The organism is Pseudomonas sp. DF11 (assembly GCF_058148565.1).
Genome location: NZ_JBYVYN010000002.1, coordinates 232,680 through 250,903, shown reverse-complemented (window position 1 = coordinate 250,903; position 18,224 = coordinate 232,680). Strand labels below are relative to the sequence as shown.

The 18,224-nt window shown below is 59.7% G+C and carries 17 protein-coding genes; 3 read left to right on the top strand and 14 right to left on the bottom strand.

What is annotated here, in order from left to right:
- Nucleotides 1–54: 54 nt before the first annotated feature.
- Entirely contained in the window at nucleotides 55–681 is a 627-nt protein-coding gene (locus tag AC30D9_RS07785; RefSeq protein ID WP_490143824.1) for a glutathione S-transferase family protein, read from the bottom strand.
- Nucleotides 682–806: 125 nt separating this feature from the next.
- Complete coding sequence (locus tag AC30D9_RS07780; protein WP_490143823.1) at nucleotides 807–1,709, bottom strand: LysR family transcriptional regulator; 903 nt, start codon at nucleotides 1,707–1,709, stop codon at nucleotides 807–809.
- A 413-nt stretch (nucleotides 1,710–2,122) separates the two neighbouring features.
- On the opposite strand from AC30D9_RS07780, the gene AC30D9_RS07775 reads away from it, so the two are divergent.
- Nucleotides 2,123–4,258 carry an LTA synthase family protein gene (locus tag AC30D9_RS07775; protein ID WP_490143988.1) on the top strand — a complete coding sequence of 712 codons (2,136 nt, stop codon included), beginning with the start codon at nucleotides 2,123–2,125 and terminating at the stop codon, nucleotides 4,256–4,258.
- Nucleotides 4,259–4,318: 60 nt separating this feature from the next.
- Here the strand turns inward: AC30D9_RS07775 and nudK are convergent, their stop codons facing one another.
- The 4 genes from nudK to AC30D9_RS07755 are packed head-to-tail and all read right to left on the bottom strand — an operon-like array spanning nucleotide 4,319 to nucleotide 7,678.
- Nucleotides 4,319–4,915 (bottom strand): GDP-mannose pyrophosphatase NudK, encoded by a 597-nt coding sequence (gene nudK, locus AC30D9_RS07770; RefSeq protein WP_490143822.1) that lies wholly within the window; start codon nucleotides 4,913–4,915, stop codon nucleotides 4,319–4,321.
- Nucleotides 4,916–4,953: 38 nt separating this feature from the next.
- Nucleotides 4,954–5,790, bottom strand: coding sequence for an NAD(+) synthase (nadE, locus tag AC30D9_RS07765; protein ID WP_490143821.1), 837 nt, complete (start codon nucleotides 5,788–5,790; stop codon nucleotides 4,954–4,956).
- A 1-nt stretch (nucleotide 5,791) separates the two neighbouring features.
- A complete protein-coding gene (pncB, locus tag AC30D9_RS07760; protein ID WP_134926548.1) occupies nucleotides 5,792–7,021 on the bottom strand; it encodes a nicotinate phosphoribosyltransferase in 1,230 nt (409 codons plus the stop codon).
- Nucleotides 7,022–7,030: 9 nt separating this feature from the next.
- A complete protein-coding gene (locus AC30D9_RS07755; protein WP_490143820.1) occupies nucleotides 7,031–7,678 on the bottom strand; it encodes a nicotinamidase in 648 nt (215 codons plus the stop codon).
- A 182-nt stretch (nucleotides 7,679–7,860) separates the two neighbouring features.
- Here AC30D9_RS07755 and AC30D9_RS07750 point away from each other — a divergent pair, with 182 nt between their 5' ends.
- Together AC30D9_RS07750 and AC30D9_RS07745 are read left to right on the top strand one after the other, a co-directional pair.
- The gene (locus AC30D9_RS07750) at nucleotides 7,861–8,418 is read left to right on the top strand and encodes an adenylyltransferase/cytidyltransferase family protein (protein WP_490143819.1); all 558 of its coding nucleotides are present in this window, start codon (nucleotides 7,861–7,863) and stop codon (nucleotides 8,416–8,418) included.
- The gene (locus AC30D9_RS07745) at nucleotides 8,408–9,115 is read left to right on the top strand and encodes an NUDIX hydrolase (protein WP_490143818.1); all 708 of its coding nucleotides are present in this window, start codon (nucleotides 8,408–8,410) and stop codon (nucleotides 9,113–9,115) included. Before AC30D9_RS07750 ends, AC30D9_RS07745 begins: the two co-directional genes overlap by 11 nt.
- Before the next feature lie 3 nt (nucleotides 9,116–9,118).
- On the opposite strand, the gene AC30D9_RS07740 is transcribed toward AC30D9_RS07745, so the two are convergent.
- From AC30D9_RS07740 to atpG, 8 genes are all read right to left on the bottom strand, one after another.
- Nucleotides 9,119–10,375 carry a type II toxin-antitoxin system HipA family toxin gene (locus tag AC30D9_RS07740; protein ID WP_490143817.1) on the bottom strand — a complete coding sequence of 419 codons (1,257 nt, stop codon included), beginning with the start codon at nucleotides 10,373–10,375 and terminating at the stop codon, nucleotides 9,119–9,121.
- Nucleotides 10,368–10,829 (bottom strand): helix-turn-helix domain-containing protein, encoded by a 462-nt coding sequence (locus AC30D9_RS07735; RefSeq protein WP_307572963.1) that lies wholly within the window; start codon nucleotides 10,827–10,829, stop codon nucleotides 10,368–10,370. The genes AC30D9_RS07740 and AC30D9_RS07735 overlap by 8 nt, the downstream gene beginning before the upstream one ends.
- A 332-nt stretch (nucleotides 10,830–11,161) precedes the next feature.
- Nucleotides 11,162–12,994 carry a glutamine--fructose-6-phosphate transaminase (isomerizing) gene (glmS, locus tag AC30D9_RS07730; protein WP_490143816.1) on the bottom strand — a complete coding sequence of 611 codons (1,833 nt, stop codon included), beginning with the start codon at nucleotides 12,992–12,994 and terminating at the stop codon, nucleotides 11,162–11,164.
- 1 nt (nucleotide 12,995) lies between these two features.
- Nucleotides 12,996–13,772, bottom strand: a complete 777-nt coding sequence (locus AC30D9_RS07725) for a DeoR/GlpR family DNA-binding transcription regulator (RefSeq protein ID WP_060739917.1) — start codon at nucleotides 13,770–13,772, stop codon at nucleotides 12,996–12,998.
- Nucleotides 13,773–13,980: 208 nt separating this feature from the next.
- Entirely contained in the window at nucleotides 13,981–15,348 is a 1,368-nt protein-coding gene (gene glmU, locus AC30D9_RS07720; RefSeq protein WP_490143815.1) for a bifunctional UDP-N-acetylglucosamine diphosphorylase/glucosamine-1-phosphate N-acetyltransferase GlmU, read from the bottom strand.
- A gap of 117 nt (nucleotides 15,349–15,465) precedes the next feature.
- Nucleotides 15,466–15,891, bottom strand: a complete 426-nt coding sequence (locus AC30D9_RS07715) for a F0F1 ATP synthase subunit epsilon (RefSeq protein WP_058438442.1) — start codon at nucleotides 15,889–15,891, stop codon at nucleotides 15,466–15,468.
- Nucleotides 15,892–15,936: 45 nt separating this feature from the next.
- Nucleotides 15,937–17,313, bottom strand: a complete 1,377-nt coding sequence (atpD, locus tag AC30D9_RS07710; protein WP_134926556.1) for a F0F1 ATP synthase subunit beta — start codon at nucleotides 17,311–17,313, stop codon at nucleotides 15,937–15,939.
- 27 nt (nucleotides 17,314–17,340) lie between these two features.
- The gene (gene atpG / locus AC30D9_RS07705; RefSeq protein WP_072397487.1) at nucleotides 17,341–18,201 is read right to left on the bottom strand and encodes a F0F1 ATP synthase subunit gamma; all 861 of its coding nucleotides are present in this window, start codon (nucleotides 18,199–18,201) and stop codon (nucleotides 17,341–17,343) included.
- Nucleotides 18,202–18,224: the final 23 nt, after the last annotated feature.

The window sequence follows — 18,224 nt, the reverse complement described above, 5'->3', positions numbered from 1 at the left end:
TCCTATGTGGCGAGGGGATTTATCCCCTCGCCACAAGATGACTCACCTGCCGTTTCAGGCCTGCTTTTGCAACCCGACAACCGTACGCGGCATGCCCACGAACCCGGGCAAGGCTTCGATCCGCGCCAGCCAGGCTCGTACATTGGCATAGTCATCCAACGACACATTACCTTCCGGTGCATGGGCGATGTAGCTGTAGCCGGCGATGTCAGCGATGGTCGCAACGTCACCCGCCAGATAAGCGCGGCTGCTCAATTCCTGATCAATGACTTTCAGCACGTTGTGGGAACGGACAATCACGTCCTCGGCGTTGTAGGGCGCGCCAAACACCGTGATCAGCCGCGCCGTGGCCGGCCCCGCATGGATAGGCCCGGCCGCCGCCGACAACCAGCGCTGCACCCGGGCGGCGCCGATTGGATCGGTCGGTAACCAACGGCCCTCGCCATATTTGAGCGCCAGGTACACCAGGATCGCATTGGAATCCGCCAGCACCACGCCGTCATCGTCAATGACCGGGACCTGGCCAAACGCATTGAGCGCCAGGAAATCCGCCTGTTTGTGCGCCCCTTTGGCCAAGTCGACGAAGATCTCCTCGACAGGTAGCCCGAGCAACGAAAGCATCAGTTGAACGCGATGGGAATGGCCGGAAAGCGGGAAGTGATAGTGCTTGATAGGGTTCATGGTCGACTCCGCTGCAAGTGACGCCATCAGCACAACGGCGTCGATGGAGTCATCTTCCGCTCCAGGCAAAAACAAGAGAATCACCCAGAAACGCAATCCATTGTTTCGCCCAAAGAAATAATGCTTCAGCCATTCAAAGCCGGATTTTCGCGCAATGCACTGACGACGAAGTCGACAAAACTGCGGACGCGCGCCGGCGCATTGCGCCCGCCCTGGTACACCACATGGATCGGCAGAGGCGGCAATTCGAAATCGGCCAGGACAATTTCCAGTTCACCGGCGGCCACGTTGCTCGCCACCTGATAAGACAGGACCCGCGTCATCCCCAACCCCTGGCAGGCGGCGGTGATCGCGGCCTGGTTGGCCGTCACCACCAGCCGAGGCACGGGCCGGACGGCCAACGGTTGGCCTGAGTCGACGAAGGTCCAGCTTTTGACCTGGCCAATGGCCGATGATGCCACCACGGGCATGCGCTCCAAGTCATCCGGATGCCGGGGCCGCCCGTGGCGTGCAAAGAAATCCGGGGAGCTGCACACCACTCGCCGTACTTCACCGACCCGCACGGCGTGCAGGTTGCTGTCCGGCAGTTCGCCAATGCGCAGGGCAACGTCGATGCCCTCCTCGGCCAGGCTGACCGTGCGGTCCAACAGCAAGGCGTTGATGCAGACCTCGGGAAACCGCTGCAGGTAATCCACCAGTAGCGGCGTGACGAACGACTGACCGAACAGCACCGGTGCGGTAATCGTCAGCTGTCCACGGGGCTGGACGTGGCTGCCGGCCGCCGAATCCTCGGCTTCCTGCAAATCGCTCAAGATCCGGCGACAGTCCTCGAGAAAACGCTGGCCGGCTTCGCTCAGGTACACATTGCGCGTGGTGCGCACCAGCAAGGGCGTGCCTATGCGTTGCTCCAACGCCGCCACCGCCCGTGTGACGCTGGCCGCCGACAGCCCCAGGCGCCGCGCCGCCGCGGAAAACCCCGACTCCTGGGCCACAGCAAGGAAAACCTGCATTTCCTGGAACCTGTCCATCCATCCCCCGATGAGAAATCCTGATACAAGTTTTTTTACTCGGCCCAAAGCCGCGCTACACGGCCATTGTAGAGACCTGGGCCAGTGAACCACAGCGTAACGCCGCCGGACACTGGGACATTGACCCGGCCGCTGGCGACTGTGCTTGGTACCATCCATTTTTGTGACAGTTTAATGACTGTAAGACCCTCCCCTGTGGGAGCGAGCCTGCCCGCGATGGCGGCGTGTGTCAGTCGATAGAAATTTGCGCTGATCCGACGCTATCGCGAACTGGCTCGCTCCCACAGGGTCATCGCGTGCTGTTTAATGGATTGGCTTCAACTGGAAGACCTGCTGTGAAAGTTTTTTCCCACCCTTTAACCCATCCCCTCGCCCCCCTTGTCGCCCTGGTCGGATGCGTATTGCTGATCCCGATGATCCTGCGCCTGACTCTGGGCTGGTCCGACCCACTGGGCTATCTGTCGGACCTGGGCATCGGCGGGTTACTGATCGCGTTGCTTTACCGTCGTCCCTGGTGGCTGGCATTGCCGGTATTGCTGGCCTGGAGTGCGTTGACCCTGGCCAGCATCGAGTTGGTCAGCGCGGTCGGGCGAATGCCCAATCCTTCGGACATTCATTATCTGACCGACCCGCAGTTCGTTGAAAATTCCACCAGTGGCGGCTTCGCTCATCCGTGGCTGGCCGCGCTCCAGTTGGCCGCGCTGGCGTTCTGGCTGATGACCCAATGGGCCCACCGTCCATACCAGGCCCCACGCTTGCCTCGCCACGCCTGGGCCGTGCCCGTGTTGCTCCTGCTGGGCCACGGCGCGTTGCAGTCCTGGCACCCCAGCGAAGCGGACCAATGGAATGTGTTCAACCTGCCCCACCAACTCGTTACGGCGGGTATCGCCGCCGGGCAGGATCAAGCCCGGCAATGGCTCGACGGCGATGCCGCGGACCCAGCCCCGGCCATGGAAGGGCTGACCCGCCTGGACCTCAATGGCAACAGGTTGCTGGCCGAACCGGGCCGTGCACGCAACGTCCTGGTCATCGCGCTGGAGGGCATCCCCGGGGCCTACGTCAGCGCCAACCGCCAGGCCTTGAACAGCAGCTATCAGGAGAACCTGATGCCGCACCTCAGTGCCTGGGCCGAGCGCGGCATGAACACCCCCGATTACGTCCTGCACAGCCATCAGACCATTCGTGGCTTGTACGCGATGCTGTGTGGCGACTACGACAAACTCGACGACGGTACGCCCAAAGGCGTCGAAATGCTCAACCAGACCCAGCGCAACCAGGCCTGTCTACCGGCCCAGTTGCGCCAGAACGGCTTTTCCACGCATTTCCTCCAGGGCGCGGGCCTGCGGTTCATGGCCAAGGATCGGATCATGCCGCACATCGGCTTCGACACGACCCTGGGCATGGAGTGGTTCACTCGTCCCGCCTACCTGGAATTCCCTTGGGGCAAGGACGACAGGACCTTCTTCGAAGGCGCGCTGGACTACGTCGAACAACTGCAACGAGCGGACAAGCCCTGGATGCTGACCCTGCTGACCGTGGGCACGCACCAGCCCTACTCGGCGCCGGATGAATACCTGCAACGCTACGACACCGCCAAGCAGGCGGCGGTGGGTTACCTGGACGACGCACTGGCGAGCTTCCTGGCGGGCCTGGAACGCCAGGGCATCCTGGAGAACACCCTGGTGGTCATCACCTCGGACGAATCCCACGGCATCGATGACATACGCCTGGCGTCGTCCTGGGGATTCAACCTGACCCTGGCCCCGGAACCGTTGCCCCGGATCAAGTCAGGCACCTACGGCCATGTGGATCTGACCGCTTCGATCCTCGATTACTTCGGCTTTGCGGTGCCCACGTCGTTGTCCGGCCGCTCGATGTTCCGTGACTACTCGACAGGCCGGGAAATCATGTCGTTCACCAACGGCAAGCTGCGCTATCACGACGGCAAGGGCACGTTTACCGAGTGCGACTTCCTCCAGCATTGCCGTTACTACACCAGCGAAGGCTTCATCGCTGACCGCGCCACCTACGGCGGGCAATACAGCGGCCAGCGCGCCAGGCTGATTGGCGCCCAGGCCACGGCCCTGGGCCAGACCCTGATGCGCACACCTTTGAACCAGCATTATCAATTCGGCAGCGCGGATAAAATCCCACTGCCGGCCCAGGTCACCAACGATTGGACCGACAACCTGATCGGCGCCCAATACTTGGAAATGCCCAAGGGTTCACAGACCCGCGTCAGCTTGACCATCCGCACCGTGGAGGCTGACCATGCCGCCTACATTTCCCTCAAGGCCAAGGAGTTCGAGAAGGAAGTGCTGATGGACCTGCCCACCGACGTCGCGGTGACACCCGACCAACCGCTAGTGATGAACATCAGTTTCGACAACCCGCAGCAGCGCAAGGCGTTTTCCTTTCATCTGCTCGGTCATGGCGTCGGCGCCATCGAAATCAGCGACTTCAGCGTCGTGACCGAACTGCCGGAGCAGATGGACCAGCCGCAATACCTGGACGATATGCAGGAAGACAGCGAGGCCCAATCCAGCTGAACAAAAAACGCGCAGCCCTTGAACACGGCTGCGCTGGAGTCCGTCCACAAGAGGCCAGGGCTAATCCAGCAACCGATGCAGCTTGGCGTACTGCAACAACATGATGGTCTTGCCGTCGCAGATCTGCCCGGTCTCGATCATGCCCAATGCCTGGTCGAGGGGCAGCTCCAGCACTTCGATCTCTTCACCTTCTTCTTCCAGGCCACCGCCTTCGTGCTGCTTGTCTTCGTCAAAGTACTCGCCGACGAAAAAATGCAACCGCTCAGTCACCGAACCCGGGCTCATGAAGGCTTCGAACACCTTGCGCACGTCCTGGATGATATAGCCGGTTTCCTCCTGGGTTTCCTTGCGGATACAAGTGTGCGGGTCGTCGTTGTCCAACAGGCCGGCGCAGGTTTCGATCAACAGGTCATCGTGGCCATTGACGAAGGCCGGGAAGCGGAATTGCCGGGTCAGTACCACGGTCTGCTTGGCCTTGCTGTACAGCAGGATGGTGGCGCCGTTGCCACGGTCGTAGGTCTCGCGCGTCAGTTCGCGCCATTGGCCGTTGCGGCCGAGGTAGTCATAGGTGGTCTTGCGCAGCACATACCAGTTGTCCGAGAGGACTTCGACCTGCTTGATGCGTACGCGATCCTTGGTGCTGGTTGCCTGTGTCATTTGCCCACTCCGTTCGAGACCAAAGGTCCCATTAAACCCTATTGCGACGATACCGGAACGCGTGGCAACGCTCGTTTGTGGGCCGTCTTGGCGTAGGCGCGCTCAATGATCTGTCGCGCCCGCGGCGACACCTCTTCGCCCATCAGATACGCATCGATTTCCTCGTAGCTGCAGCCATACGCCACTTCATCCAACTTGCCGGGTGCCAGGTCTTCCAAGTCCGCGGTCGGCGCCTTGCGCACCAGGTACGCGGGCGCGCCCATCGCGTCAGCCAACCCTCTCACCTGGGTCTTCGTCAGCCCGGACAACGGCGCCAGGTCGCATGCGCCGTCGCCAAACTTGGTGAAAAACCCCATCACCGCCTCTGCCCCATGATCGGTGCCAACCACCAACCCGTTGCTCAGATTGGCAATGGCGTATTGCGCCAGCATCCGTGCCCGGGCCTTGGCGTTGCCTTTGACAAAGTCGGTGAGTTCGGCCGAAGGCTGCAAGCCATCGATTTCGATACTGCCCATCAGCCCGTCGACACACGCGGCGATGTTGCTGGTGGTGATCGAGTCCGGCCGGATGAAGTCCAGGGAAGCCTGGGCATCTTGTTCGTCGGCCTGGGCCTTGTACGGCAGCCGGACGGCGATAAATTGCGCCGCGTAGTCTTCATCCCGCAGTTGCTCCACTGCGAGCTGGCATAGGCGGCCGGCGGTGAGCGAGTCGACGCCGCCACTGATACCCAGGACCAGGGACTTGCAACCCGATTCGCGCAATACCTGCTTTATGAATTCGATGCGACGGGCAATCTCGGTTGCTTCGCCACCCTGCGTGAGTTGGCGGTCGATGCCCAGTTCCCGGGCAATGCGGTCTTGCGCAAGCGTAGTCATATCAGGCTCCCAACTGTGGATTGATCAGGGCAACGTTGAACACTTGGGCGGCGTACCGCAGAAACGAGGCATCCTCGCAGACGTTCTTGATCGGGTCGTCGGAGAACTTCACCACCGGCTCGCCGTGGACCCGCACCAGTTTCATGACGATGCTCAGCGGTTCGACACCGTCGACATCGCAGGCCAGGCTGGTGCCCATGCCAAAGCCGAACTTGGCCTTGCCACGAACATGACGCAGGATCGGCAGGCACTTTTCGAAATTGAGGCCATCGGAGAACATCAGGTCCTTGGTACGTGGATCGATGCCCAGTTCCCGGTAGCGCCCCAGCACCTTGTCCGCCCAGACGATCGGGTCACCGGAATCCTGACGCAGGCCGTCATAGAGCTTGGCGAAGTACAGGTCGAAATCCTTGAGGAAGAAGTCAGTGCTGATGCAGTCCGTCAGGGCGATACCGAGCCGGCCGCGATACTCGTGCACCCAGTTTTCCAACGCTGCGTTCTGGCTCTCGCGTAACCGCCCCAGTTGCTGGTGCACCATCAGCCATTGGTGAGCCATTGTGCCGATCAGGGGCAGATCGAACTCGTAGGCCAAGTGAGCGTTACTGGTGCCGACAAAGACCCCAGGAAAATCGCTGCGCATCACATTCACCACTTCACGCTGGGCCCTGAACGACAGCCGCCGCCGGGTGGAGAAGTCTGAAACACGAAACTCGGCGAGTTCTTCACGACTGGCATTTTTCTCCAGCCATTCGAACTTCTGGTACAGCTTGCGGGTGACGTCGGCCAACTCGACTTCGGGGTATTTCTCGCGGTTGCGCAGTTCGCTGACCATCGCCAATACCGGCTGCTCGAACATGATGCAGTGCAGCATCGGCCCACGGACGCGGATGTGCAGTTGGCCGTCGACTTCCGAAACATGTATGTAGCGCAAATTGAAGCGAAACAGGCCGAGAAACTGTTCGAAGTCCGGTGTCAGGTACTCACGGAAACGCTTGTTGAACAGAAACCGCTGTTCCCCCTCGCGCATCTGCAACCCAGCGAGTTTCTCAAGCTCCACACGAATGTCCGGGATCAGGTGACCGAGCCGCTCTTTGGAACGCACGATGAACTGGTATTCCACCTCGACATTCGGATGCTGGTGCAAGACCGCCTGCATCATGGTGAAGGTGTAGTAGTCGGTATCCAGAAGGCTCTGGATGACGCCGTTGCTTGAATCGTATGCACTGTCCATGGTTCGTCCTTATGCGCTTGCCAAGCGGATGGTTTCTTCGCGAGTCGCGGCAACCGAGATTCCCGCTTGCTGCATGTCGTGAATGGCTTGAAGGGCCCCCTCCTCGCTGATGGCCCGGCAGGCCGGAAGGTGAATGATCACCTTGAAGCCGGCGGCGGCCAGTTGCAGAGCGGTGATCTTGACGCAGAAATCCAGCGCCAGCCCGCCGACAATGACCTGTTCCACCCCCAGACTTTTGAGGTACTCGATCACCCCGGTGGACAGCTTGCCGTGCAGGTCGTGGTAACAGGCGCCGTACGGGTGCAGATCCGGCTCGACACCCTTCCAGACGAAATAGTCGTAGTCGTAGGGGGTCGGCAGTTGATCCAGCAAGGCAAAACCTTCGGTGCCAGGAACGCAGTGGCTGACCCAGGTGATGTCGGCGTGCTCGAGCCCGGTGGGCACGAACATTTGCGCGTGATCGGCGACCACCCATGGGGCCAGGGGCGTATGGGCGTCCTTGCTGCCGATACGGAGGCTGGCCAGCGACGCGATGAAATTCAGCTCACCGGCAATCTGATCACCACCCGGCACTGGAAGCTCATCGGGGCATAACGGCGTGAAGCTCTTTTGCGCATCGACATCGAAGGAAGCGGTTTTCCGGGTCAGGCTGTTCATGCTGGGTTTCTCCTCTTCATGGTCACGAGAGTACATAAGATGTACTTTCATAACAAGCTACTCACAGAAAATATTTTTGCTGGTCCTTCTTTGTGCAATGCCTATGGCTCAGCTAAAAGCTGATTTTCACCAGAAAGATTTTACTGATAGAGTACATGTCATGTACCAATAGAGGATAAGCCATGTTCGAGATAGCCCTGTATGGCGGCGCCTTCAATCCCCCCCACGCCGGTCATGCCCAGGTGATGATCGAGGCCTCATGCCAGGCCAGACGCGTGCTGGTGGCTCCAAGCTTCAGGCACCCCCACGGCAAGCAAATGGTCGACTATGAGGTTCGCCTGAACTGGCTGGAATCGATCGTCGAGAAGGTTCAGCCGCTGTGCCGCGCCGAAGTGCGGGCAAGCCGGGTGGAGCAGGTCGTGGCCCGTGGCGTTGAAGGCGCGATCTACAGCTACACCCTGCTCGCCCACCTCGCCGACAGCCTGGCCCTGGACGGCAAGCGGATCGCGTTGGTGGTGGGTCGGGACGTCGCGGATCAACTGCCGACCTTCTATCGTGGCGAGGAACTGCTGGAGCGTTTTTCCATCCTTTGCGTGGAGGAAAAGATCCACGTGCGCAGCACAGGAGTTCGCGAACGACTGGCCTTGGGCAAGCCGCTTCCCATCGACTGGATGGCACCCGGCATGAACCCGTTAAACTATGACCTTTACGCTACCCACGGAAATCGACATGCCCATTAGCACAGCCCCCGCGCGGGATTATCTGCACACCATCGACCTCTGTGTGCTGCGCTTCTGCCGGGAGACCCAGGCGCTGGAAATCCTCCTGAACCGACGGGAAGCCGAGCCGTTCATCGGTCATTGGGCCCTGCCCGGGATCGTGGTCAACGGTGGCGTCGAAGACCTCACGCTGAACGACGCCGTGGAGCGCCTGCGTCATTCAAGCAAGGTCGGCATGCCGCTGGCCTGGATCGAACAGGTGGGCACGGTCGGCGACGCGTTCCGCGATCCGCGCTGCTGGTCATCCTCGACGTTCTACCTGGCGATTGTCAGCGATGCGGTCCAGCTCGCCGAACACCAGGGATTTTTCCCCCTCAAGGACGTCGCAGACGCCTCGATCAAACTTCCTTTCGACCACAACAGCCTGGTGGCGGCGGTCCAGGAGCGGTTGTTGTCCAAAGCCCTCTACAGCAGCCTGCCGCTGATGTTCCTGGGCCCGGAATTCAGCGCGCCGGAAGCGGTGAACATTTTCTCCGTGGTGCTCGACCGCCCGGTGCTCAAGACCAGCATGCGCCAGCGTTTGCTGAAGATGACCGAGGCGGGTTATTTGCAGGAAACCGGACGCAAAAAAAGCGGCGACGGCGGTCGCCCGCAACGCACGGTGGAGAATCTCAAACCGGGTAGCGTTTATCTGTTTGATCGGTGTTTTCTGGAGTAGCGCTTAGCGGGCAAGCGCGAATGCTGGCGCCATCCGCTCCTGCTCATTAGAGGAAATTCCCAGATAGCGCGCAACCCTGGGCCATTTCCTGACGACGCCCTGGAACCTCTCGATGGTTTGTCTGGCATCGTCAGCAGACACGCGGAAGTAGCCGGCCACGCTCATTGCCAAATCAAGGTCTATGGCGTTATCTGCCTCTGAAACGTTGAGTCTCAAACCAGTGTCGCCAGGGACAGGGTTCATGTCATACGCAGGCGAAAGACGCCAACCGCGCCCAGGCTCTAATAGGAAGCCATGGTTTCGTAGATGATCGTCAGTATTCGAAACCAGCATGTTGAAGACTATTCTTCGCCAAAGCTCGCGAAGATCTGCTTCGGGAGCGGCGCCCGCCCTTATCAATACTTCTGCAATCTCCAGATAACTCGCCCCTGTCTCATGCCCATCACCATCCTGGTGCTCCGTCAGGGTCATCGCTGAAGCAAAGTGAAGCCGACCACCCTCTGCTGTTCTGTCAAAGCGCTTAACCATGAAACAGTGGTGATCACTTGCGTATCGTTGCGCTCTTCCCTCAGCAACATGCAGCTCACAGCCTTGGGCCAATGTGTTGACGACCATCTCCCAAGCGCCTACGTCGTGGGTATCTCTATTACTGGGGAACTTTCCTATCCAGAGAGCGTGATCGTCATCTACTACGCTTGCCTTGGGCCTCGCTCCACCCAGGGAGCCACCTGGGGCAATGAGCATTCGAATCCAGTCCTGACCCTGAGCCCCCCGATCTTCTCCAGCTTCAAATCGGCGCGAAGCCTCTTCAAGCTCACGCATGCGTGCCATGGGTGGGGCGGCTTGCTCCACATGGTCATCAAGGAACGCGCCCTCTTCCTCGACTTTGAAACGCAGTCCCCCTACCCGGTAGACGTCGTGGACACCGATGAGGTAGTCCGAGTCAAATAGCCGTGCGTCCTGCGGTACAACGCCTGCTCTTTTATCCCGCTCCAAGCGACGATCCATCAGCAGTCGCCCCCATCGATCAGGTGAGGAGTCCGACACGCACCCAAAGCAATTTCTCGCTGGATATTGCCGTCCTTCGTAAGGCTGAATCCGGGGGTCGATGGCGATTTGAGTGTGGATGGTTTGAAGAACAGCCCGCGCGTATTCAAATTCCATACGCTCGGATCCTGCCAATCTGCGGGAATGAAGGGTCCCAAGCAATACCGGTGCTGTTTCATCCCAGTCTGCGTAGACGAAAATCCTTTCAGGCATCGTCGTCCCCTAAAAGCTTCTTGGCCAGTTCAGAGCTTGTCTGGCTCCGACTGTCAGCGGCTGGCGATGTAGAAATATTTTCTTTCGCTGAAACGCTGACCAGGTTGTTCCAATGAAACTCACTGGGCAGCCGTACTTTTGGCTTGATGTGCTCGACTGCAGAGCGCCCTTTCAACTCAGCATCTTGCAGATCACGGCCTAACTCATCTGTGCGTGCGAGCAATTCGAGGTCCTTCTCCAACCCCAAGGCTACTAACACTGAGACGTAGGCGCCGATGGTCACAGCGGGGCTGCCACTCTCCAGCGCTCTCAACGTGGGGGCGCTCATGCCTGCCCGCGCCGCCATTTGCGCCGCCGTTATCTTACGGCGCTTACGAGCCAGCTCGATGCGTTCACCAAACTGGCGCAGGAGCCGTTCGGCTGACGGCATGAGGGGTGAGGTTTTTTTAGGCATGGCTGTATTTTTTCAATTTCTTCAGGAATTTGAAAAAATACTAGCATATTCTTTTCGCCATTTACTCGACAGAGCAATTTATGAAAGTATTTTTTCATTAAATTAATAAAAAACGAAAAATACTTTCAATGAATTCTGGCAGCTCGCTCAAAGGGACCAGCCCAGACGCTACTGAGAGCCTGATGGGTAAAGAGACGGCAGGAATAACACGCAACGGCCTGGCCACCAGGATCGGCAGTGCGAAGTGTCTGGTTTGATGATCGGGTTTAGCAGTGCTAAACCCGATCGGACTTATTACTTGGGATCAGCAGGGACCGACCCTGGGAGACGACTCACTCCACCGTCACAGACTTCGCCAAATTCCGCGGCTGGTCCACATCGGTCCCCTTGAGCACCGCGACGTAGTACGACAGCAGTTGCAGCGGGATGGTGTAGAGGATCGGCGACAGGATGTCGTGGATGTGCGGCATGTGCACCACGTGGGTGCCTTCGCCATTGGTCATGCCAGCCTTTTCGTCGGCGAAGACAATCAGTTGGCCGCCGCGGGCGCGTACTTCCTGCAGGTTGGACTTGAGCTTTTCCAGCAGCTCGTTGTTCGGCGCGACGGTGACGACGGGCATGTCGTTATCCACAAGCGCCAGCGGGCCGTGCTTGAGTTCGCCGGCCGGGTAGGCCTCGGCGTGAATGTAGGAGATCTCCTTGAGCTTCAAGGCCCCTTCCATCGCCACCGGGAATTGCGCGCCACGGCCCAGGAACAGGGTGTGGTTCTTCTCGGCGAACAGCTCGGCGATTTTTTCCACGGTGCTGTCCATGGCCAAGGCTTCGCCAAGGCGGGCCGGCAGGCGGCGCAGTTCTTCCACCAGCTTGGCCTCGACGCCTTCACCCAGGGTGCCGCGCACCTGGCCCAGGGACAGGGTCAGCAGCAACAGGCCCACCAGTTGCGTGGTGAACGCCTTGGTCGACGCCACACCGATTTCACGGCCGGCCTGGGTCAACAGGGTCAGGTCGGACTCGCGCACCAGCGAGCTGATGCCGACGTTGCAGATCGCCAGGCTGGCGAGGAACCCCAGTTCCTTGGCGTTGCGCAGGGCGGCCAGGGTGTCGGCGGTTTCACCCGACTGGGAAATGGTGACGAACAGCGAATCGGGTTGCACCACCACTTTGCGATAGCGGAACTCGCTGGCGACTTCGACCTGGCACGGGATACCGGCCAGCTCTTCCAGCCAGTAACGGGCAACCATACCGGCGTGATAACTGGTGCCGCAGGCGACGATCTGCACGTTGCGGACCTTGGCGAACAACTCCGCCGCCTGTGGACCGAATGCCTGGACCAGGACCTGGCTCTGGCTCAGGCGACCTTCCAGAGTGCGTTGCACCACGGCCGGTTGTTCGTGGATTTCCTTGAGCATGAAGTGGCGGAACTCGCCCTTGTCGGCAGCTTCGGCACCGTCGCGGTACTGGACGGTCTCACGTTCCACGCTTTTGCCGTCCAGGTCCCAGATCTGCACGCTGTCGCGGCGTATTTCGGCGATGTCGCCTTCTTCCAGGTACATGAAGCGGTCAGTGACCTGGCGCAGCGCCAACTGATCGGAGGCCAGGAAGTTTTCCCCCAGGCCGAGGCCGATGACCAATGGACTACCGCTGCGCGCCGCCACCAGGCGATCGGGCTGTTTCGCGCTGATGACCGCCAGGCCATAGGCACCGTGCAGCTCCTTGACGGTGGCCTTGAGGGCGACAGTCAGGTCCACCAGGTCCTTGAGCTTGTGATTGAGCAGGTGAGCGATGACTTCAGTGTCGGTGTCCGAACTGAACACGTAGCCGAGCGTCTTGAGCTGTTCACGCAGGGCTTCGTGGTTTTCGATGATGCCGTTGTGCACAACCGCCAGGTCGCCGGAGAAGTGCGGGTGAGCGTTACGCTCGCATGGCGCGCCGTGGGTGGCCCAGCGGGTGTGGGCAACGCCAAGGCGACCGACCAGTGGTTCGGCCTCCAGGGCCTGTTCCAGCTCACTGACCTTGCCCGGGCGACGCATGCGCTCGAGCTTTTCGTCATTGGTGAATACCGCCACACCGGCGCTGTCGTAGCCGCGGTATTCCAGGCGCTTGAGGCCTTCGAGCAAGATTGCAGTGATGTTGCGTTCAGCAACGGCGCCGACAATTCCACACATGCTATTTCTCCTGGCTGACAGGCGCGCAGATCACGGTGATACCGCGGGCCTGAATCTGATCGCGAGCCTCTACGGGCAGGCGATCATCGGTAATAAGGGTATGGACGCTGCTCCACGGCAGTTCCAGATTGGGAATCTTGCGGCCGATCTTGTCGGCCTCCACCATCACGATCACTTCCCGGGCCACCTCTGCCATCACACGGCTCAGGCCCAGCAGTTCGTTGAAGGTGGTGGTACCTCGAACCAGATCGATGCCGTCGGCGCCGATGAACAACTGGTCGAAATCGTAGGAACGCAGAACCTGCTCGGCCACCTGGCCTTGGAACGACTCGGAGTGAGGATCCCAAGTGCCGCCGGTCATCAACAGCACCGGCTCGTGCTCCAATTCGCTCAAGGCATTGGCGACATGCAGGGAATTGGTCATTACCACCAAGCCCGGCTGTTGGCCGAGTTGAGGAATCATCGCCGCCGTAGTGCTACCGCTGTCGATGATGATCCGCGCATGTTCGCGGATCCGCTTCACAGCGGCCCGGGCAATGGCGAGTTTGTACTTGGAGACGGTTTGTCCGTTATCGGCCACCAACTCCTGCGGCATCGGGACCGCGCCACCGTAGCGACGCAGCAGCAGACCGTTGGTTTCCAGCGCGGCAAGGTCCTTGCGAATCGTAACTTCCGAGGTTTCGAAGCGCTTGGCCAGTTCATCCACACTGACCTCACCCTGCTCCTGGAGCAAGGCAAGGATATTGTGCCGGCGTTGTGGCGTGTTGCGTTTCGACATGGCGAGATAAGTTTCGATTCGAAAGATAACGTAAGCAATCAAAACCTATTGCAGCGATATCGTCAAGGCGCCACAAGAAAAATTCAGAAATCCCCTAACCATTGTGGGAGCGAGCTTGCTCGCGAAGGGGCCAAGTCAGGCAATATCGCTTTACCTGACACACCGCTGTCGCGAGCAAGCTCGCTCCCACAGAGGGTTGTGGATAACTTCAGGATTTCTTGATTTTTTCTGGGCGCTTCCAACCGTCGATGTTGCGCTGGCGGGCGCGTCCAACCGCCAATTGAGCGTTATCCACATTCTGCGTGATGGTTGAACCGGCGGCCGTGGTTGCACCGCTGGAGATATCCACAGGCGCGACCAAAGAGTTGTTCGAGCCGATGAACACGTCTTCGCCCAACACGGTTTTCCACTTGTTGGCGCCATCGTAGTTGCAGGTGATGGTGCCGGCGCCAATGTTGGTGCGGGCACCGACTTCAGCGTCGCCGAGGTAGGTCAAATGTCCGGCCTTGGCGCCTTCGCCCAGGTGAGCGTTCTTGAGTTCGACGAAGTTACCCACATGGGCATGGGCTTCCAGCACAGAGCCTGGACGCAGCCGGGCAAACGGGCCGGCGTCGCTGCCTTCGCCCATGATCGCACCGTCGAGATGACTGTTGGCCTTGATCACCACGCCTTTGCGCAAGGTGCTGTCCTTGATCACGCAGTTCGGGCCGATGACCACGTCGTCTTCGATGACGACCTTGCCTTCGAGGATGACGTTGATGTCGATGACCACATCGCGGCCCACGCTGACTTCACCGCGCACGTCGAAACGAGCCGGATCACGCAGGGTCACGCCTTGCGCCATCAGGCGGCGGGCGGCGCGCAATTGGTAGTGGCGCTCCAGCTCGGCCAGTTGCCGGCGATCATTGGCACCCTGCACTTCCATGGCGTCCAGCGGCTGCTCGGTGGCAACGACCATCCCGTCAGCAACGGCCATGGCAATCACGTCGGTCAGGTAGTACTCGCCTTGGGCATTGTTGTTCGACAGGCGACCCATCCAGTCACCCAGGCGCGCGGCCGGCACGGCAAGAATCCCGGTGTTGCCCTCGGTGATCGCGCGCTGGGCTTCGTTGGCGTCCTTCTGCTCGACAATCGCGGTCACCTGGCCGTCGGCGTCGCGCACAATGCGACCGTAACCGGTAGGATCATCCAGCTCGACGGTCAGCAGACCCAACTGCTGGGGGGCGACGTGCTTGAGCAGGCGTTGCAAGGTCTCGACTTCGATCAGCGGCACATCGCCGTAGAGAATCAGCACCGTATCAGCGGTAATGAACGGCACGGCCTGGGCCACCGCATGGCCGGTGCCCAGTTGTTTGTCCTGCAGGACGAAATTCAGGTCATCCGCCGCCAGGCGTTCGCGTACCGCATCGGCACCGTGGCCGATCACCACGTGAATGCGCTGTGGATCAAGTTGCCGCGCGCTGTGGATAACATGGCCGAGCATGGAATTGCCGGCTACCGGGTGCAATACCTTGGGCAGCGCCGAACGCATGCGGGTGCCTTGACCTGCCGCGAGGATAACGATTTCGAGAGACATGACTGGCTACCAATCCTGGGTGGTCAGCGGCTGCGACCAGATGATGAGTGTCGGAAAAAAAGAAAAAAGGGTAGCCGAAGCTACCCTTTTTAATCAATCGCACAGAAAGCAGACGGATTAGCCGCCGAACTTCTTGCGGATCTGCTGGACGGTGCGCAGCTGGGCTGCGGCCTCGGCCAGACGTGCAGCAGCAGAACCGTAGTCGAAGTCTGCGCCTTTTTCGTTCAGGGCCTTCTCGGCAGCCTTGACGGCTTCCTGAGCGGAGGCTTCGTCCAGGTCGGCAGCACGTTGCACGGTGTCGGCAAGGACCTTGACCATGTTCGGCTGAACCTCGAGGAAACCACCGGAGATGTAGAACACCTCGGTTTCCCCGCCCTGCTTGATCAAGCGGATCGGACCCGGTTTCAGATTAGTGATCAGCGGTGCGTGACCCAGAGCGATACCAAGATCACCCAGCTCACCGTGCGCAACCACCATCTCGACCAGACCGGAGAAGATTTCCCCTTCCGCACTGACGATATCGCAATGGACTGTCATAGCCATCTGATTGCCTCAACCTAAATTAGCGCCCGTTGCCGGGCGCCGGGATTACAGTTTCTTGGCTTTCTCGATCGCTTCTTCGATGCCGCCGACCATGTAGAACGCTTGTTCTGGCAGGTGGTCGTAGTCACCGTTGAGGATGCCTTTAAAGCCAGCAATGGTGTCTTTCAGGGAAACGTATTTACCCGAGGCACCGGTGAAGACTTCAGCCACGAAGAACGGCTGCGACAAGAAGCGCTGGATCTTACGAGCACGGTTTACCAACTGCTTGTCGGCTTCCGAGAGTTCGTCCATACCCAGGATCGCGATGATGTCCTTCAGTTCCTTGTAACGCTGCAGCACGTACTGAACGCCGCGAGCGGTGTCGTAGTGATCCTGGCCGATCACGTTCGGGTCCAGCTGGCGCGAAGTCGAGTCCAGTGGGTCAACCGCTGGGTAGATACCCAGGGAAGCGATGTCACGGGACAGAACGACGGTGGCGTCCAAGTGGGCGAAGGTGGTCGCTGGCGACGGGTCGGTCAAGTCGTCCGCTGGTACGTATACCGCTTGGATCGAAGTGATCGAGCCTTGCTTGGTCGAAGTGATGCGCTCTTGCAGCACGCCCATCTCTTCAGCCAGGGTCGGCTGGTAACCTACTGCAGAAGGCATACGGCCCAGCAGTGCGGATACTTCGGTACCGGCCAGGGTGTAACGGTAGATGTTGTCGACGAACAGCAGAACGTCGTTACCTTCGTCACGGAACTTCTCGGCCATGGTCAGGCCGGTCAGGGCTACGCGCAGACGGTTTCCCGGTGGCTCGTTCATCTGGCCGTAGACCAGTGCCACTTTGTCCAGAACGTTGGAATCCTTCATCTCGTGGTAGAAGTCGTTACCCTCACGAGTACGCTCACCCACACCGGCGAACACGGAATAACCGCTGTGCTCGATGGCGATGTTACGGATCAGTTCCATCATGTTTACGGTCTTGCCTACACCGGCACCACCGAACAGACCGACTTTACCGCCCTTGGCGAACGGGCAAACCAGGTCGATAACCTTGATGCCGGTTTCCAGCAGCTCGTTGCCACCGGCCTGCTCAGCGAAGGTTGGCGCAGGACGGTGAATGCCCCAGCGCTCTTCGGTGGCGATCGGGCCAGCTTCGTCGATCGGGTTGCCCAGTACGTCCATGATCCGGCCCAGGGTCGCTTTACCGACCGGTACGGAGATGGCTGCGCCAGTGTTGCTGACGTCCAGACCGCGCTTCAAGCCCTCGGTGGAGCCCATCGCAATGGTACGAACCACGCCGTCGCCCAGCTGCTGCTGAACTTCCAGGGTGGTTTCGGCGCCTTGAACCTTCAAGGCGTCGTAGATGCTCGGTACGCTGTCGCGTGGAAATTCCACGTCGATAACGGCGCCGATGATTTGAACGATACGTCCGCTACTCATAGCTGGATCCTCTGAATATTTGAACCGTTAAACCGCGGCAGCGCCGCCGACGATTTCCGAGATCTCTTGGGTGATCGCAGCCTGACGCGCCTTGTTGTAGATCAGCTGCAAATCGCTGATCAAATCACCGGCGTTGTCGGTAGCGTTCTTCATCGCGATCATCCGCGCCGCTTGTTCAGCTGCGTTGTTCTCGACCACCGCCTGGTAGACCTGCGACTCCACGTAGCGGACCATCAAGCCGTCGAGCAGCTCCTTGGCATCCGGTTCGTAGAGATAGTCCCAGTGGTGCTTGAGTTCCTGTTCCGGGGTCGCCACCAGTGGAATCAACTGCTCCACGGTCGGCTGTTGCGTCATGGTGTTGATGAACTTGTTGGATACCACGGACAGGCGGTCGATCCGGCCTTCCAGGTAAGCATCCAGCATCACCTTGACGCTGCCGATCAGGTCATTGATCGACGGTTCTTCACCCAGGTGGCTGATAGCAGCGACGACGTTACCGCCGAAGTTACGGAAGAAAGCCGCACCCTTGCTACCGACCACGCACAGATCGATCTCGACGCCTTGTTCGCGGTTTACCGCCATGTCCTTGACCAGGGCCTTGAACAGGTTGGTGTTCAAGCCACCGCACAGACCACGGTCACTGCTCACCACAACGTAACCGACGCGCTTGATGGCGCGTTCGATCATGAACGGGTGGCGGTATTCCGGGTTGGCGTTGGCCAGATGACCAATCACCTGGCGGATGCGCTCCGCATAAGGACGGCTAGCAGCCATGCGCATTTGTGCCTTGCGCATTTTGCTGACCGCCACTTTTTCCATGGCGCTGGTAATCTTTTGCGTGCTTTTGATGCTCGCAATCTTACTGCGAATCTCTTTTGCGCCTGCCATGTAACACCTATCAGGTTAGCAAG

What these genes read in the sequence shown, in the direction of transcription:
- pncB (WP_134926548.1), bottom strand. Translation starts at nt 7,021, where the DNA reads ATGGACAGTGCATACGATTCAAGCAACGGCGTCATCCAGAGCCTTCTG.
- AC30D9_RS07715 (WP_058438442.1), bottom strand. Translation starts at nt 15,891, where the DNA reads ATGGCTATGACAGTCCATTGCGATATCGTCAGTGCGGAAGGGGAAATC.
- nudK (WP_490143822.1), bottom strand. Translation starts at nt 4,915, where the DNA reads ATGACACAGGCAACCAGCACCAAGGATCGCGTACGCATCAAGCAGGTC.
- AC30D9_RS07775 (WP_490143988.1), top strand. Translation starts at nt 2,123, where the DNA reads ATGATCCTGCGCCTGACTCTGGGCTGGTCCGACCCACTGGGCTATCTG.
- AC30D9_RS07725 (WP_060739917.1), bottom strand. Translation starts at nt 13,772, where the DNA reads ATGTCGAAACGCAACACGCCACAACGCCGGCACAATATCCTTGCCTTG.
- AC30D9_RS07740 (WP_490143817.1), bottom strand. Translation starts at nt 10,375, where the DNA reads ATGCCTGAAAGGATTTTCGTCTACGCAGACTGGGATGAAACAGCACCG.
- atpD (WP_134926556.1), bottom strand. Translation starts at nt 17,313, where the DNA reads ATGAGTAGCGGACGTATCGTTCAAATCATCGGCGCCGTTATCGACGTG.
- nadE (WP_490143821.1), bottom strand. Translation starts at nt 5,790, where the DNA reads ATGACTACGCTTGCGCAAGACCGCATTGCCCGGGAACTGGGCATCGAC.
- AC30D9_RS07735 (WP_307572963.1), bottom strand. Translation starts at nt 10,829, where the DNA reads ATGCCTAAAAAAACCTCACCCCTCATGCCGTCAGCCGAACGGCTCCTG.
- AC30D9_RS07785 (WP_490143824.1), bottom strand. Translation starts at nt 681, where the DNA reads ATGAACCCTATCAAGCACTATCACTTCCCGCTTTCCGGCCATTCCCAT.
- glmS (WP_490143816.1), bottom strand. Translation starts at nt 12,994, where the DNA reads ATGTGTGGAATTGTCGGCGCCGTTGCTGAACGCAACATCACTGCAATC.
- AC30D9_RS07750 (WP_490143819.1), top strand. Translation starts at nt 7,861, where the DNA reads ATGTTCGAGATAGCCCTGTATGGCGGCGCCTTCAATCCCCCCCACGCC.
- atpG (WP_072397487.1), bottom strand. Translation starts at nt 18,201, where the DNA reads ATGGCAGGCGCAAAAGAGATTCGCAGTAAGATTGCGAGCATCAAAAGC.
- AC30D9_RS07745 (WP_490143818.1), top strand. Translation starts at nt 8,408, where the DNA reads ATGCCCATTAGCACAGCCCCCGCGCGGGATTATCTGCACACCATCGAC.
- AC30D9_RS07755 (WP_490143820.1), bottom strand. Translation starts at nt 7,678, where the DNA reads ATGAACAGCCTGACCCGGAAAACCGCTTCCTTCGATGTCGATGCGCAA.
- glmU (WP_490143815.1), bottom strand. Translation starts at nt 15,348, where the DNA reads ATGTCTCTCGAAATCGTTATCCTCGCGGCAGGTCAAGGCACCCGCATG.
- AC30D9_RS07780 (WP_490143823.1), bottom strand. Translation starts at nt 1,709, where the DNA reads ATGGACAGGTTCCAGGAAATGCAGGTTTTCCTTGCTGTGGCCCAGGAG.